The sequence below is a fragment of the Bradyrhizobium amphicarpaeae genome (genome assembly GCF_002266435.3).
Taxonomy (GTDB): domain Bacteria; phylum Pseudomonadota; class Alphaproteobacteria; order Rhizobiales; family Xanthobacteraceae; genus Bradyrhizobium; species Bradyrhizobium amphicarpaeae.
Window position 1 is genome coordinate 4,426,380 of the sequence record NZ_CP029426.2, and the last position, 15,830, is coordinate 4,442,209.

Below are 15,830 nucleotides of genomic sequence, written 5' to 3' on the forward strand. Positions count from 1 at the left end.
TCACGCACCCTCTTGCTGGGCCGCAGCTTCGGCTTCGCCGCCCGCAACCTTGAACTTGCCGGGCTTCGGAGCTTCCTTCGGCAGCGGCTTCTTGACGGCATCGCGCACGCGAATCCAGCCGCCCTTGGAGCCGGGAACGGCGCCTTCGACGAGGATCAGGCCGCGCTCGACATCGAGCTGAACGACGCGAAGGTTGAGCGTGGTGATGCGGTCGACACCCATGTGGCCGGGCATCTTCTTGTTCTTCCAGGTCTTGCCGGGGTCCTGACGGCCACCGGTCGAACCGATCGAGCGGTGCGAGACCGACACGCCGTGGGTGGCGCGCAGGCCGCCGAAGTTCCAGCGCTTCATGCCGCCGGCGAAGCCCTTACCGACCGAGGTGCCGGTGACGTCGACGAACTGGCCGACGACGAAGTGGTCGGCAAGGATCTCGGCACCGACCGGGATCATGGCATCCGCGGTGACGCGGAACTCCTCGACCCGGCGCTTCGGCTCGACCTTGGCGACCGCGAACTGGCCGCGCTCAGCCTTGGGCATGTAAACGGTCTTGCGGGCGCCAGAACCAAGCTGGAGCGCGACGTAACCGTTCTTCTCTTCAGTGCGGTGGCCTACGACCTGGCAATTGCCGAGCTTCAGCACGGTCACGGGGATATGTTCGCCGGCCTCTGTAAAGACCCGCGTCATCCCGACCTTTTGTGCGATCACTCCGGAGCGCATCGGCGTGCTTCCTGTTCTTTCTGTCCGCTATAGTCGCGAACGTGATCCAAAAATCTTAGAGCTTGATCTCGACGTCGACACCGGCGGCCAGGTCGAGCTTCATCAAAGCATCGACGGTCTGCGGGGTCGGATCGACGATGTCGAGCAGGCGCTTGTGAGTGCGCATCTCGAACTGCTCGCGGCTCTTCTTGTCGACGTGCGGCGAACGGTTGACGGTGAACTTCTCGATGCGGGTGGGCAGCGGAATGGGTCCGCGGACCTGCGCGCCGGTGCGCTTCGCCGTGTTCACGATCTCGCGGGTCGACGTATCGAGGATACGATGGTCGAACGCCTTGAGACGGATACGAATGTTTTGGCCGTTCATTGCCGTGGTCTTTCTTCAGTGGGGTGGCGAATAGCGAATAGCGAATGTCACCATTCGCTACTCGCCGATCCCTGTGCTCGTATTACTCGATGATCGAGGCGACGACGCCGGCGCCGACGGTGCGGCCGCCTTCGCGGATCGCGAAGCGAAGCTTCTCTTCCATCGCGATCGGCACGATCAGGTGCACTTCCATCGCGATGTTGTCGCCCGGCATCACCATCTCGGTGCCTTCCGGCAGATGCACGACACCGGTCACGTCGGTGGTGCGGAAGTAGAACTGCGGACGGTAGTTGGTGAAGAACGGGGTGTGGCGACCGCCCTCTTCCTTGGTGAGGATGTAAGCCTCAGCCTTGAACTTGGTGTGCGGCTTGACCGAACCCGGCTTGCACAGCACCTGGCCGCGCTCGACGTCTTCGCGCTTGGTGCCGCGGAGCAGCGCACCGATGTTGTCGCCGGCCTGGCCCTGATCGAGCAGCTTGCGGAACATTTCGACGCCGGTGACCGTGGTCTTCTGCGTGGCGCGCAGACCGACGATCTCGATTTCCTCGCCGACCTTGACGATGCCGCGCTCGACACGGCCGGTCACGACGGTGCCGCGGCCCGAGATCGAGAACACGTCTTCAACCGGCATCAAGAACGGCTGGTCGATCGGACGCTCCGGCTGCGGGATGTACTCGTCGACGTTCTTCATCAGCTCGAGGATGGCGTCGTGGCCGAGCTTCTTGTCGGAATCTTCGAGAGCGGCGAGCGCCGAACCCTTGATGATCGGGATCTTGTCGCCCGGGAAGTCGTACTTCGAGAGCAGCTCGCGGACTTCGAGCTCGACGAGCTCGAGCAGTTCCGGATCGTCGACCATGTCGCACTTGTTGAGGAACACGACCAGCGCGGGCACGCCGACCTGGCGGGCGAGCAGGATGTGCTCGCGGGTCTGCGGCATCGGGCCGTCAGCGGCCGACACGACCAGGATCGCACCGTCCATCTGGGCGGCGCCGGTGATCATGTTCTTGACGTAGTCGGCGTGGCCGGGGCAGTCGACGTGGGCGTAGTGGCGGTTCGGCGTCTCGTACTCGACGTGCGCGGTCGAGATCGTGATGCCGCGCGCCTTCTCCTCCGGCGCCTTGTCGATCTGGTCGTACGCGGTGAACGTCGCACCGCCCGCTTCGGCGAGAACCTTGGTGATCGCCGCGGTCAGCGACGTCTTGCCATGGTCGACGTGACCGATGGTGCCGATGTTGCAGTGCGGCTTGTTACGTTCAAACTTTGCTTTGGCCATTTGACTCTCCGTTCAATCGTCAGTTCGTGACCGACGACAATCAGGCAAACTTCTTCTGGACTTCTGCCGACACGTTGGCCGGCGCTTCTGCGTAGTGGTCGAACTGCATGGTGAAGGTTGCGCGACCCTGGCTCATCGAGCGCAGGTTATTCACGTAACCGAACATGTTCATGAGCGGCACCATCGCATTGATGACGTTGGCGTTGCCGCGCATGTCCTGACCCTGGATCTGACCGCGCCGCGAATTCAGGTCGCCGATGACCGAGCCGGTATAGTCTTCCGGGGTCACCACTTCGACCTTCATGATCGGCTCGAGCAGGACGGACTTGCCCTTCTGCAAGGCTTCGCGGAATGCCGCGCGCGATGCGATTTCGAAGGCGAGCGCCGACGAGTCGACGTCGTGATACTTGCCGTCGACGAGCTGAACCTTGACGTCGACCACGGGGAAGCCCGCGACCACGCCAGAGCTCATCACGCTGTTGAGGCCCTTTTCGACGCCGGGGATGTATTCCTTCGGAACCGCACCGCCGACGATCTTGGACTCGAACTCGTAGCCCTTGCCGGGTTCGTTCGGCTCGACCACGATCGACACTTCCGCGAACTGACCGGTACCGCCGGTCTGCTTCTTGTGGGTGTACTTGACCTCGGCCTTCTTGGTGACGCGCTCACGGAACGCAACCTGGGGCGCGCCGATGTTGGCGTCGACCTTGTAGGTGCGGCGGAGAATGTCGACCTTGATGTCGAGATGGAGTTCGCCCATGCCCTTGAGGATGGTCTGGCCGGACTCCTGGTCGGTCGACACGCGGAAGGACGGATCCTCCGCAGCGAGCTTGGCCAGCGCGACGCCCAGCTTTTCCTGGTCGGCCTTGGACTTCGGCTCGATCGCGATCTCGATGACCGGCTCGGGGAATTCCATCTTCTCCAGGATCACCTGCTTGTCGGGATCGCACAGCGTGTCACCGGTGCGCGCTTCCTTCAGGCCGGCCAGCGCGACGATGTCGCCGGCATAGGCTTCCTTGATGTCTTCGCGATTGTTCGCATGCATCAACAGCATGCGCCCGATGCGCTCCTTCTTCTCGCGGGTCGAGTTCACGACGCCGGTGCCGCTCTGCAGAACGCCGGAGTAGATGCGGCAGAAGGTGATGGTGCCGACGAACGGGTCGTCCATGATCTTGAACGCGAGCAGCGCGAGCGGCTCCTTGTCGTCCGCCTTGCGCACGACCTCGTTGCCGCGATCGTCGGTGCCCTTGATCGCGGGCACGTCGATCGGCGACGGCAGATAGTCGACGACGGCGTCGAGCAGCGGCTGCACGCCCTTGTTCTTGAAGGCCGAGCCGCACAGCACGGGATAGAACGCGCCGGTCAGCACCGCCTTGCGGATCAGCCGCTTCAGCGTCTCTTCGTCCGGCTCCTTGCCGTCGAGATAGGCGGCCATGGCATCGTCGTCGAGCTCGACGGCGGCTTCCACCATCTTCTCGCGGTATTCCTTGGCCTGCTCGACCAGATCTTCCGGGATATCGACATAGTCGAACTTCGCGCCGAGCGATTCATCGTTCCAGATGATGCCCTGCATCTTCACGAGGTCGACGAGACCCTTGAAGTTGTTCTCGGCGCCGATCGGCAGCTGGATCGCGATCGGCTTGGCGCCGAGGCGGTCGACGATGTCGGCCAGGCACTTGAAGAAGTCGGCGCCGGTCTTGTCCATCTTGTTGGCGAAGACGATGCGCGGAACCTTGTATTTGTCGCCCTGGCGCCAGACGGTCTCGGTCTGGGGCTCGACGCCCTGGTTCGAGTCGAGCACGCAGACGGCGCCGTCGAGCACGCGCAGCGAACGCTCGACTTCGATGGTGAAGTCGACGTGGCCGGGGGTGTCGATGATGTTCAGGCGCTTGCCGGCCCAGAACGCGGTGGTCGCAGCCGAGGTGATCGTGATGCCACGCTCCTGCTCCTGCTCCATCCAGTCCATCGTCGCGGCACCTTCGTGCACTTCGCCGATCTTGTGGCTCTTGCCGGTGTAATAAAGGATGCGCTCGGTGGTCGTGGTCTTGCCGGCATCGATATGCGCCATGATACCGAAGTTGCGGTAATTCTCTATGGCATGAACGCGGGGCATTGAGTGTTCCTTAGATTCCGTGTTTCGCCGTTACCAGCGATAGTGCGAGAAGGCCCGGTTGGCTTCCGCCATCCGGTGCACGTCTTCCCGCTTCTTGACGGCGTTACCACGGTTGTTCGAGGCGTCCAGCAGCTCAGCGGAGAGCCGCTCGGTCATGGTCTTCTCGTTGCGGTCACGCGCAGCCGAGATCAGCCAGCGGATGCCCAGCGCCTGGCGGCGGGTCGAACGAACTTCGACCGGAACCTGGTAGGTCGCGCCGCCGACGCGGCGGGAGCGCACTTCGATCGTCGGCATGACGTTCTCGAGTGCCTGCTCGAACACGCCGAGCGGGTTCTGCTTGGTCTTGGTTTCGATGATACCGAACGCACCGTAGACGATGCCTTCGGCAACCGACTTCTTGCCGGCGTACATCACCGAGTTCATGAACTTCGTGACGATGATGTTCCCGAACTTCGGATCCGGAAGGACTTCGCGCTTTTCCGCTGAGTGGCGACGAGACATGGAGCTGGTTCCCGCTTACTTCGGACGCTTCGCGCCGTACTTCGAACGACGCTGCTTACGGTTCTTGACGCCCTGGGTATCCAGAACGCCGCGGAGGATGTGGTAGCGCACGCCGGGCAAGTCCTTGACGCGACCGCCGCGGATCATGACCACCGAGTGCTCCTGAAGGTTATGGCCCTCACCCGGGATGTAGCCGATCACCTCGAAGCCATTGGTCAGGCGCACCTTGGCGACCTTACGAAGCGCCGAGTTCGGCTTCTTCGGGGTCGTGGTGTAGACGCGGGTGCAAACACCACGCTTCTGCGGCGACTGCTGCAGCGCCGGCACCTTCTTGCGCGACTTCTGCACTTCACGCGGTTGAGCGATCAGCTGGTTGATCGTCGGCATCCTGGCCTTACCCTTTGTTATCGCGGCCCCTCGCGGATCCGCTGTCTTGCCGCGGCCCATTGAAAGGGCCGCAAATTCTTTCGAGCACCCCGCCCGACCGGGTCACCTCGCGCGGAACAATCCGCACAAAGCGAAATCGCGCCAACCGCCCCATCAACGGGCGGAAAGCGCTTCGACGCCACAGAGGACCGCAGTATCAGGGCCGGTCAGCATAATGCCGCGGCCCGCGCACTGAGGTCATGCATCCGAATTCGATCTCAAGAGGACGTGCTCAAGAGACCTAAAGTCGCACTGGCATTGCCTAGCTATGATCGACAGCGTTTGAGCGGCATTCGTCGAGGTTGGTGCCCGTCTTGATCGATCCCTTACGGCTCTAGTCCTTGGGGATCTAACGGGTGGCCCGTTCCGACGCTGGCGATGCTCACCGCCTGTCGTTAAGTGAGGCGCTTTCTATAAGTGAGAGTCGATCAAGTCAAGGCGAAACGACAGTCAGAAGCGCTTCAGGAGCCTGTCAAAATCGCTGTTTGCCGCGTTGGCCGCCTCGCTCCGATATAAGAACGTCGTCACCGCTTCGCCAGCCTGAGAATAATTATATCCGGGTAAAAAGTACTTTTATAACCACAGCTAAGGCTTTTTTTCCTGTTGAGGCGTCAATCTGCGGCCTTCGGCAGGGATGAGCGCCATGCGGTACACCGACATTGCCATTATCGGCGGGGGATTGGCCGGCTCGACCGCCGCCGCGATGCTCGGCCGGGCCGACATTTCGACCGTCCTGATCGATCCGCATGAGAGCTATCCGGCAGACTTTCGCGTCGAGAAATTGAGTGGCCAGGCGCAGCTTGGGCGATTCTCGAGGACCGGAATCGCAGAATCAGTACTGCGCCGGGCGACCTTTGCCGGCGAGAACTGGATCGCCCGCTTCGGCCGCCTGCTCGACAAGGCGCCGAGCCGGCAGTTCAACATCCTCTACGATTCGCTCGTCAACGCCATCCGCGACGAAATCCCCGCTTCCGTCGACCGCATCTGCGCCAAGGCCGTAGCCGTCGAGACGAGCGAAGAGCGACAGAGGATCGCGCTCTCCAATGACGAGACGATCTCAGCCCGCCTGGTGGTGCTCGCCAATGGCTTGAATGTCGGCCTGCGCCACCAGCTCGGCATCGCCCCAAAAGTCATCAGCGCCTGCCATTCCATCTCCATCGGGTTCGACATCGTCCCGGTCGGCCGCCCGACATTCGCCTTCCCGGCGCTGACCTATTTCTCGGAGCGGCCGAGCGATCGCATTCCCTACATCTCGCTGTTTCCGATCGGCACGCGGATGCGCGCCAATCTGTTCGTATACCGTGGCTTCAACGATCCCTGGCTGCGCGAATTGCGCCGCGCGCCCGCCGAGACGCTGGACGCCGCCCTGCCCCGGCTGAAACGCACCACCGGCCCCTTCGAGATCGCCGGCGAATTGAAGATCCGTCCGGTCGATCTCTATGTGAATGACGCCGGCCATCGGCCCGGCGTGGTGCTGGTCGGCGACGCCTTCGCGACCTCCTGCCCGGTCGCTGGTACCGGCTGCGACAAGGTGTTCACCGACGTCGAACGGCTCTGCAATGTCCACATCCCGCAATGGCTGGCTTCTGACGGGATGGATGCGGACAAGGTCGCCGCCTTCTACGCCGATCCGGTGAAGCGGGATTGCGATCAATGGGCGGCAGCGAAAGCCTTTGACTTCCGCTCGGTCTCGATCGCGACGAGCCCGTACTGGACGGCACAGCGCTGGGCACGCTTCTTGGCGTGGTCGAGCCAGGGTTTATTGCGGCGGCTGGGAGGAGCGTTCCATTGGGAGCCGAACTTCCTCGGTCACTCCTCCTCCTCGTCCTCGTCTTCGTCATCCTCGTCGAGGTCGTCCTCATCGCCTTCATCAGCGTCGCTTCCGTAGGCGTGGGCCGCCGCGCCATGCGGCTGGTGGATCTGGTCGTTCCACAGCTTGCGATAGGTCCCGTTCTTGGCGAGCAGTTGGGCATGCGAGCCGCGCTCGATCGCCCTGCCCCCTGAGATCACGATGATCTCGTCCATCTCCACCACCGAGGTCAGGCGGTGGGTCGACCAGATCATGGTGCGGCCCTTGGCGACCTTGAGCAGCGTGCGGTTGATCGCGGCTTCCGTGGTCTGGTCCAGCGCCGAGGTGGCTTCGTCCAGCAGCAGCACAGAGGGATTGCGGATGATCGCACGCGCGATCGCGATGCGCTGGCGCTGGCCGCCCGACAGCGTATCGCCGCGCTCGCCGACCGGCGTGTCGTAGCGCTGCGGCAGGCTCATGATGTAGCGGTGGATCTCGGCCTTCTTGGCCGCCTCCGCCACTTCCTCGTCGGTCGCGCCCTCCTTGCCGAGCCGGATGTTCTCGCGGATCGACATGTTGAACAGCATGTTCTCCTGGAACACCACCGCCATGCTCCGGCGCAGCGAATCCAGCGTCACCTTGCGGACGTCGACGCCGTCGATGGTGACGCGACCCTCGTTGGGCACATAGAGCCGCAGGATCAGGTTGAGCAACGTGCTCTTGCCGGAGCCACTGGGGCCGACGATCGCGATGCGCTTGCCGGCATTGAGCTTGAGACTGAGATTATCCAGCACCGGCGTCTGACTCCCCTCGTACTGGAAGGAGACGTGATCGAAGGTGATGTCGTTGGTGATGCGCGGCAGATCGGGCGCGCCGGGGCGATCAGCGGCGCGGGTCGGCTCGTCCAGCAGCTCCTGCATGTGCCGGATCGCGGCAGCCGAGGAGATCGACACCGGGATGAAATGCATGACATGGGCGATGTTGTAGGAGACTTCCCAGAACGCGCTCTCGAAGGTGACGAAGGTGCCGATGGTAATCTGGCCCTTGGTCGCCAGGTACGCGCCGATGGCGAGCACCACGAGGTGCAGCATCAGCACCGAGATGGTGACCGTCCGCTCCACCATGGTCGAGAGGAACGCGGCCGAGGCGATCTTGTCACGCGCCTCGTGGTTGCGGAAGGTAAAGAACCCGAACATCTTCCGTTGCAGGCTGAACGCCTTGATCACGGCCTGCGCCGCCACGTTCTCCTGCACCATGCCGAGCAGCGCGCTCTCGTTGAGCTTCTGCTCGTAATTGGCCTGCACCGCCTTCGGCGTCAGGATCCGCGGGCCGATCAGCGTGATCGGGAACACGAGCAGCGCGACCGCTGCGAGCTGCCAGTTCAGGAACACCATCAGGATGATGCCGGCGATCAATTCCAGAAACGGCAGCGCGGCACTGTTGGCAAACGTCTTGACCGAGCCTTCGAAGGCCGAGAGGTCGACGGAGAAGCGCGACAGGATCTCGCCGCGCTTGGTGCGGCCGAAATAGGCCGCCGGCAGGTCCTGGACGTGCTCGAACAGGCGCTTGCGGACGTCGGAGATGATGCAGGCCGCCAGCCGCGCGTCCCAGCGCTCGTACCAGACTGCGACGATCGAGGTGAAGATGCCGGCGACGGCAAGCACGCCGAGGATCTTGTAGAGCGCCTGGAAGTCCTCCTCGCCGAGCGCGTCGTCGATCAGGAATTTGAGGCTGAGCGGCATGATGACGTTGAACAGCGTCTCGACGAAGACGCCAAACGCCACGAATGACAGCATACGTTTGTAATTGGCCAGGAATGGCTTGACGAAACCGACGATGGTCGCGAGCGCGCCGGCGGCCTCGCGCGCGGTAAAGACGACGAGGTCCTCGTCCTCATCGTCGTCTTCGAGCTCCAGCTCGTCATCCTCCTCGTCTTCGGCATCCTCGTCGTCTTCGAGGTCCGGCTTGGCAGTCAAGGCGAGCTTGTCGTCGCGCTCGGCCGCCTCTTCGGCGGCGAGTTTCTGTTTGTCGGGCGAGGAAGGCTTGGATGCCATGAAACCAACCGATGCTGACGGCCGGCATGACCGCAGAGAAAGCAAGACGTAGCGGAAGGCCGCTATCGCACCGATTCTATGCGATCATGATGAATTCGGCAAAACAATTGGCGAATTCAAGCGCGCCGCGGCTAGTCCTCGTCGTCCTCAACCTTGTCGAAGAAGGAATAGCGCAGGCTGTCGGCGTCGGCGTACCACTGCCCCGGCCCCTTGTTGGCGGCGAGTGTCGCCTCCCAGAGCGCATCGGTGCAATCCTTGCGGTGCATCGAGAGGTCGAAGCCATTGCCGAAGAACAGTTCGGACCATTCCCACCAGGTGCCGAGTTTCTTGACACCACGCAGGAGGTCGTAGCGGTCGATCAGCGCCGGCGCCATGTCCGAGGTGACAGAGCCGAACACGAGGCCGGTCTTGACCACGCGGTTCAGTTCCTTGATCGCGCGGACCACCTGCTTCGGGGAAACATGGCAAAGGCTGGTTTCGAACACGAAGTCGAACGCGCCGTCCTTGAACGGCATGTCGGTGATCGAGCCGAGCTTGTTGTACTTCTTCAGCGCCTTCGGCGTCCTGGCGTGGATGGCGCGGTTGTTCTCGATGCCAAAGGCATCGATGCCGCGGTCGCGCAGCGCGCCGACCAGTTCGCCGCTGGCCGAGCCCGCGACGAGCAGCTTGGTGCCCTTCGTCTTGCCCCAGACGATACCGAGCAGCCGGGTGAGGTAATCGGGATCGGTGAAGTGCCGCCACGCCTCGTGATAGGGGCCGAGGCCGCGATAATTCTCGAAATAGTCACGGTCGATCTTGTCGGAGAGCGGCTTGTCGTCCTGCGCGCGCGCGCGGCGCAGGCGCATCATCTCGGTCAGGATGATGTCGGTCGCAGCATCCGAGGAGTCGAGCAGGCCGTTCAGCGTCGAGTCGAACAGATAGTCGCCGACCACCACGATGCCGGGATGCTCCTTCGGGTCGGGCCGGTGATTGGTCATGACGTCGCGCACCGGCAGGCCGCCCGGTATCGCGTTCACCGACGACAGCCAGCGGTGGATCTTGCCTTCCATGAAATGCGACCGCGCATCGCCGAGCGAGGCCGGCAGCGATTTCAGCGCGGCATCGATCAGCTCCTGGTCCGACAGATTGGCGAAGGCCAGCGCGTCGGAACCGGGAATCAGCCAGTTCAGCACGCCGTGCTTGCCGACGTCGTGGCGGGCGCCCTCGTTGTAGACGCAGCAGCCGCCGAAGGCTTCCGACATGAACCAGGCGCCTGGAATCTTCTCGCCCCAGAACGGCATGTCGAACAGGATCGAAACGCGCAGATAATGCGCGGGACGGTCGAAGTAGGAGACGTGCTTGACCATCGACTTGCGGAGCTGTTCGCCTTCCCACCCCAGGGTGGCGAGCCAGGAATGCGGCAGGCAGACCAGCACGAGATCGAAGTCGCGCGTCTCCGGTCCCTTGCCGTTCATCATCTTGAGCTGGTAGCGGCCGGTCGGCGCCTTGCCGACGGCAAGCACGCGGTGATTGAGCTGGATGTCGGCATTGACCTCCGACTGCAGGCACTCGATCAGCTGCTCGTTGCCGTTCTGGATGGAATAGAGGCCGATATAGCCGTCGACATCCATCAGATAGTTCTTGAGCGCGTTGAGGCCGTTGGTGTTGTGGCTCTCGGTCGCGATGTCGGAGCGCGCCATCACCTTGAAGAAGCGCTTTGCGGTTTCGTCCTCGACCTCCTCGTCGAGCACCTGCTCGGCGGTCTTGTAGGCCCAGGGGTTCTCGTTGTCGTGCGCGCCGACGCCTTCGTAATATTCCATCGGCGTCATCGCATCGGCGCAGCGCTTGCGGAACGCTTCGATCGCGGCGGCGGTCTTGGCACCGTATCTGCGGCGCATGCCCGGCACGTCGTTGAGGAGCTCACCGCCGAACTGCACCTGCTCGGCATCCATCGGAATCGTCTGCAGCCCGAAATGCTGGATCAGTTCGCGCAGCGGATCCGGCCCGGTCATCGAGTAGTCGTAGATCTCGGCAACGCCGGCCTCGTACATCGCCGGCGCCGAATCGAACTTGCGGGTGACGATCTTGCCGCCCAGGCGATCGGAGGCCTCGTAGATGGTGACGCGGCAGAGGTCGCCGAGCTTCTTCTTGAGATACCAGGCGCTCATCAGCCCGCCGGGACCGCCGCCTACGATTGCGAGATCAAGCATATTAGTTCCGTGGTCTCCGGCGCTGCCCCCGTCACGGGATCCACCGGTCTAAGCTCCCTTAGCACAAGCGCTTTTGCGCCTGAAGGAAAGATGAACAAAGGTTGATCCCGCATCGCAACAGGCAAACAAAGCAGCAAAAAGGCCGGCTTTCGCCGGCCTTCTCATTGTCCTCGGTAGTCCTACGGATGAACGATCATTCCGCAGGAGGCAGCGCAGGAAGCTCCGCTTCCGGCGCAGGCGACACGACCGCCGCCTGCTTCTCGCGCTCGTCCAGGATCATCTTGTCGCGCTTCACGGCGACTTCGCGGATCTTGGCCATGGAGGCGCCGGTGCCCGCCGGAATCAGCCGGCCGACGATGACGTTCTCCTTAAGACCTTCGAGCGGATCGACCTTGCCGTTGACCGCCGCTTCCGTGAGGACGCGGGTGGTTTCCTGGAACGAGGCCGCCGAGAAGAAGGAGCGGGTCTGGAGGCTCGCCTTGGTGATGCCGAGCAGAACCGGCGTTCCCGTGGCGATCTTCTTGCCCTCTTCCTTGGCCTTCTCGTTGAGCGCGTCGAACTCGATCTTGTCGACCTGCTCGCCCGAGATCATGTCCGTGTCGCCCTGGTCGGTGACTTCCACCTTCTGGAGCATCTGACGGACAATCACCTCGATGTGCTTGTCGTTGATGAGCACGCCCTGGAGCCGGTAGACCTCCTGGATTTCGTTGACCAGATAGGCCGCGAGCTCCTCGATACCCTTGACCGCAAGGATGTCGTGCGGCGCCGGGTTGCCTTCCACGATGAAGTCGCCCTTTTCGACGACGTCGCCGTCCTGAAGGTGGATGTGCTTGCCCTTCGGGATCAGGTACTCGCGCGCCTCCTCGGTCTTGTCCATCGGCTCGATCGAGATGCGGCGCTTGTTCTTGTAGTCGCGCCCGAACCGGATGGTGCCCGCGATTTCGGCGATGATCGCCGCATCCTTCGGACGCCGTGCCTCGAACAGTTCCGCCACCCGCGGCAGACCGCCGGTGATGTCACGCGTCTTGGCGCTCTCGGTCGAGACACGGGCGAGGATGTCACCCGGGTTGACCTTGGCTCCGACGTCGACCGACAAAATACCGTCGACCGACAGCATGTAGCGTGCATCGCCGCCACGGGCGAGCTTGAGCACCTTGCCGTCCTTGCCCTTGACCACGATGGCCGGACGCAAATCCGCGCCGCCGCGGGTCGAGCGCCAGTCGATGACCACGCGTTTGGCGATGCCGGTGGCCTCGTCCAGCGTTTCCGTGATCGACTGACCTTCGACCAGATCCTCGAAGCCGATGACGCCTTCCACTTCGGTGAGAAGCGGACGGGTGTACGGATCCCACTCGACGATGCGCTGGCCCCGCTTGACCATGTCGCCCTCGTCGACGTGCAGGCGCGCGCCGTACTGAATACGGTGGGTCGCACGCTCGGTACCGTCGGCATCGACGATCGCGATCACCATGTTGCGGACCATCGCGACCAGGTGACCTTCGCTGTTGCGGGCGATGGCCTTGTTCCGGATCACGATCTTGCCGTCGAAGTTGGATTCGACGAACGACTGCTCGTTGAGCTGCGCCGCACCACCGATGTGGAAGGTGCGCATGGTCAGCTGGGTACCGGGCTCGCCGATCGACTGCGCCGCGATGACGCCGACGGCTTCACCGTGGTTGACCGGCGTGCCGCGGGCGAGGTCGCGGCCGTAGCACATGCCGCAGATGCCGTTGACGAGTTCGCAGGTCAGTGCCGAACGGATCTTCACCTCCTGCACGCCACCCTGGTGGATTGCGTCCAGATGGCTCTCTTCCATCAGCGTGCCGCGCTTGATGATCACCTTGCCGGAGCTGTCGCGGATGTCTTCGCAGGCCGTGCGTCCAAGGATGCGCGAGCCGAGCGAAGCAACCACGGTGCCGGCATCGACGATGGCGCGCATCTTGATGCCGAGCTTGGTGCCGCAGTCGCTCTGCGTGATGATGCAATCCTGCGCCACGTCGACCAGACGACGGGTCAGGTAGCCCGAATTCGCGGTCTTCAACGCGGTGTCCGCGAGACCCTTGCGGGCGCCGTGGGTCGAGTTGAAGTACTCGAGCACCGAGAGGCCTTCCTTGAAGTTCGAGATGATCGGCGTCTCGATGATCTCACCCGACGGCTTGGCCATCAGGCCGCGCATGCCGGCGAGCTGGCGCATCTGGGCCGGCGAACCGCGGGCGCCGGAGTGTGCCATCATGTAGATCGAGTTGATGTCGGCATCGGCTCCACTCGCCGTCTTCTTGGTGGAGGAGATCTCCTTCATCATCGCCTTGGCGATTTCTTCCGTGGCCTTCGACCAGGCGTCGACAACCTTGTTGTACTTCTCGCCATGGGTGATCAGACCGTCGTTGTACTGCTGCTCGAAATCCTTCGCCAGCGTACGGGTGGTGTCGACGATCTTCCACTTGGAGTGCGGTACGACCATGTCGTCCTTGCCGAACGAGATGCCGGCCTTGAACGCGTTGTAGAAGCCGAGCGCCATGATGCGGTCGCAGAAGATCACCGTCTCCTTCTGGCCGCAGTGGCGGTAGACTTGGTCGATCACGCCCGAGATTTCGCGCTTGGTCATCAGCTTGTTGATGATCTCGTACGAAATCCGCGGGTTCTTCGGCAGCAGATTGCCGAGCATGACGCGGCCTGCGGTGGTCTCGATCCAGCGCGTCGAGACCTTGCCGGTCTCATCCATCCCCTGCCACCGATACTTGATCTTGGTGTGGAGGTGGATGACCTTCGCATGCAGCGCGTGCTCGAGCTCGGCCATGTCGCCGAAGATCTTGCCCTCGCCGGGCAGGCCTTCACGCATGATCGAGACGTAGTAGAGACCGAGCACGATGTCCTGCGACGGCACGATGATCGGCTGGCCGTTCGCCGGATGCAGGATGTTGTTGGTCGACATCATCAGGACGCGCGCTTCCAGCTGCGCTTCGAGCGACAGCGGAACGTGCACGGCCATCTGGTCGCCGTCGAAGTCGGCGTTGAACGCGGCGCAGACCAGCGGGTGAAGCTGGATTGCCTTGCCCTCGATCAGCACGGGCTCGAACGCCTGGATGCCGAGACGATGCAGCGTCGGCGCGCGGTTGAGCAGCACCGGGTGCTCGCGGATGACTTCATCCAGGATGTCCCAGACCTCCGGCCGCTCCTTCTCGACCAACTTCTTGGCCTGCTTCACCGTGGTGGACAGGCCCTTGGCGTCGAGCCGCGAATAGATGAACGGCTTGAACAGCTCGAGCGCCATCTTCTTCGGCAGGCCGCACTGATGCAGGCGCAGCTCGGGACCGACCACGATCACCGAACGGCCCGAATAGTCGACGCGCTTGCCGAGCAGGTTCTGACGGAAGCGGCCCTGCTTGCCCTTGAGCATGTCGGCGAGCGACTTCAGCGGGCGCTTGTTGGCACCCGTGATGACGCGACCGCGGCGGCCGTTGTCGAACAGCGCATCGACCGCTTCCTGAAGCATGCGCTTCTCGTTGCGGATGATGATGTCGGGCGCGCGCAGTTCCATCAGCCGCTTCAAGCGATTGTTGCGGTTGATGACGCGGCGGTAGAGGTCGTTGAGGTCCGAGGTCGCGAAGCGGCCGCCGTCCAGCGGCACCAGCGGACGCAGGTCCGGCGGGATCACCGGAACCACGGTCATGATCATCCATTCCGGCTTGTTGCCGGAGTGGCGGAACGCTTCCACGATCTTCAGGCGCTTGGCGAGCTTCTTGTGCTTGATGTCGGAGTCGGTCTCCTGCATCTCGAGGCGCAAGGTGGCTTCGAGCTTCTCGAGGTCCATGCCCTTGAGCAGCTCGCGGATCGCTTCCGCGCCGATCATGGCGGTGAAGCTGTCCTGGCCGTACTCGTCCTGCGCCTTCAGGTACTCGTCTTCCGACAGCAGCTGACGGTCCTTGAGCGCGGTGAGACCCGGCTCGAGCACGACGTAATATTCGAAGTAGAGGATCCGCTCGAGATCCTTCAGCGTCATGTCCAGCAGAAGGCCGATGCGCGAGGGCAGCGACTTCAGGAACCAGATGTGCGCGACGGGGGCTGCGAGCTCGATATGGCCCATGCGCTCGCGCCGGACGCGCGACAGCGTGACCTCGACCGAGCACTTCTCGCAGATGATGCCCTTGTACTTCATGCGCTTGTACTTGCCGCACAAGCACTCGTAGTCCTTGATCGGCCCGAAGATGCGGGCGCAGAACAGGCCGTCGCGCTCGGGCTTGAAGGTACGGTAGTTGATGGTCTCCGGCTTCTTGATCTCGCCGTAGGACCAGGACAGAATCTTCTCTGGGGACGCGATCGAAATCCGGATCTGGTCGAAGACCTGAGCCGGCGTCGTCGGGTTGAAGAGATTCATAATTTCTTGGTTCATCGTCTTCTCCTCGC

Annotated in this window: 10 protein-coding genes; 1 reads left to right on the plus strand and 9 read right to left on the minus strand. The window is 62.9% G+C overall.

Annotated features, from left to right (window positions below; translation table 11 throughout):
• The 6 genes from rplC to rpsL form a co-directional block, all read right to left on the minus strand.
• A complete protein-coding gene (gene rplC, locus CIT40_RS20725) occupies nt 1-717 on the minus strand; it encodes a 50S ribosomal protein L3 (protein ID WP_018322262.1) in 717 nt (238 codons plus the stop codon).
• Nucleotides 718-772: 55 nt separating this feature from the next.
• Entirely contained in the window at nt 773-1,081 is a 309-nt protein-coding gene (gene rpsJ / locus CIT40_RS20730; RefSeq protein WP_002712302.1) for a 30S ribosomal protein S10, read from the minus strand.
• Between the two features lie 82 nt (nt 1,082-1,163).
• Nucleotides 1,164-2,354, minus strand: coding sequence for an elongation factor Tu (gene tuf / locus CIT40_RS20735; RefSeq protein ID WP_008136415.1), 1,191 nt, complete (start codon nt 2,352-2,354; stop codon nt 1,164-1,166).
• A 40-nt stretch (nt 2,355-2,394) separates the two neighbouring features.
• Complete coding sequence (gene fusA, locus CIT40_RS20740) at nt 2,395-4,467, minus strand: elongation factor G (protein WP_038950207.1); 2,073 nt, start codon at nt 4,465-4,467, stop codon at nt 2,395-2,397.
• 30 nt (nt 4,468-4,497) lie between these two features.
• Complete coding sequence (rpsG, locus tag CIT40_RS20745; RefSeq protein ID WP_018322260.1) at nt 4,498-4,968, minus strand: 30S ribosomal protein S7; 471 nt, start codon at nt 4,966-4,968, stop codon at nt 4,498-4,500.
• A gap of 15 nt (nt 4,969-4,983) precedes the next feature.
• Nucleotides 4,984-5,355 (minus strand): 30S ribosomal protein S12, encoded by a 372-nt coding sequence (gene rpsL, locus CIT40_RS20750; protein ID WP_007603006.1) that lies wholly within the window; start codon nt 5,353-5,355, stop codon nt 4,984-4,986.
• A gap of 682 nt (nt 5,356-6,037) precedes the next feature.
• Here rpsL and CIT40_RS20755 point away from each other — a divergent pair.
• Nucleotides 6,038-7,282, plus strand: a complete 1,245-nt coding sequence (locus CIT40_RS20755) for an FAD-dependent oxidoreductase (protein ID WP_094895734.1) — start codon at nt 6,038-6,040, stop codon at nt 7,280-7,282.
• On the opposite strand, the gene CIT40_RS20760 is transcribed toward CIT40_RS20755, so the two are convergent.
• The 3 genes from CIT40_RS20760 to rpoC form a co-directional block, all read right to left on the minus strand.
• Nucleotides 7,204-9,237 carry an ABC transporter ATP-binding protein gene (locus CIT40_RS20760; RefSeq protein ID WP_094895385.1) on the minus strand — a complete coding sequence of 678 codons (2,034 nt, stop codon included), beginning with the start codon at nt 9,235-9,237 and terminating at the stop codon, nt 7,204-7,206. The genes CIT40_RS20755 and CIT40_RS20760 overlap by 79 nt on opposite strands.
• A 131-nt stretch (nt 9,238-9,368) precedes the next feature.
• Entirely contained in the window at nt 9,369-11,426 is a 2,058-nt protein-coding gene (locus CIT40_RS20765; RefSeq protein ID WP_094895386.1) for an FAD-dependent oxidoreductase, read from the minus strand.
• 193 nt (nt 11,427-11,619) lie between these two features.
• A complete protein-coding gene (rpoC, locus tag CIT40_RS20770) occupies nt 11,620-15,816 on the minus strand; it encodes a DNA-directed RNA polymerase subunit beta' (protein ID WP_094895387.1) in 4,197 nt (1,398 codons plus the stop codon).
• Between the last annotated feature and the right edge of the window lie 14 nt (nt 15,817-15,830).

Bases quoted from the DNA above. Each gene is read 5' to 3' on its own strand.
- rplC (WP_018322262.1), bottom strand. From the start codon at position 717: ATGCGCTCCGGAGTGATCGCACAAAAGGTCGGGATGACGCGGGTCTTT.
- rpsJ (WP_002712302.1), bottom strand. From the start codon at position 1,081: ATGAACGGCCAAAACATTCGTATCCGTCTCAAGGCGTTCGACCATCGT.
- tuf (WP_008136415.1), bottom strand. From the start codon at position 2,354: ATGGCCAAAGCAAAGTTTGAACGTAACAAGCCGCACTGCAACATCGGC.
- fusA (WP_038950207.1), bottom strand. From the start codon at position 4,467: ATGCCCCGCGTTCATGCCATAGAGAATTACCGCAACTTCGGTATCATG.
- rpsG (WP_018322260.1), bottom strand. From the start codon at position 4,968: ATGTCTCGTCGCCACTCAGCGGAAAAGCGCGAAGTCCTTCCGGATCCG.
- rpsL (WP_007603006.1), bottom strand. From the start codon at position 5,355: ATGCCGACGATCAACCAGCTGATCGCTCAACCGCGTGAAGTGCAGAAG.
- CIT40_RS20755 (WP_094895734.1), top strand. From the start codon at position 6,038: ATGCGGTACACCGACATTGCCATTATCGGCGGGGGATTGGCCGGCTCG.
- CIT40_RS20760 (WP_094895385.1), bottom strand. From the start codon at position 9,237: ATGGCATCCAAGCCTTCCTCGCCCGACAAACAGAAACTCGCCGCCGAA.
- CIT40_RS20765 (WP_094895386.1), bottom strand. From the start codon at position 11,426: ATGCTTGATCTCGCAATCGTAGGCGGCGGTCCCGGCGGGCTGATGAGC.
- rpoC (WP_094895387.1), bottom strand. From the start codon at position 15,816: ATGAACCAAGAAATTATGAATCTCTTCAACCCGACGACGCCGGCTCAG.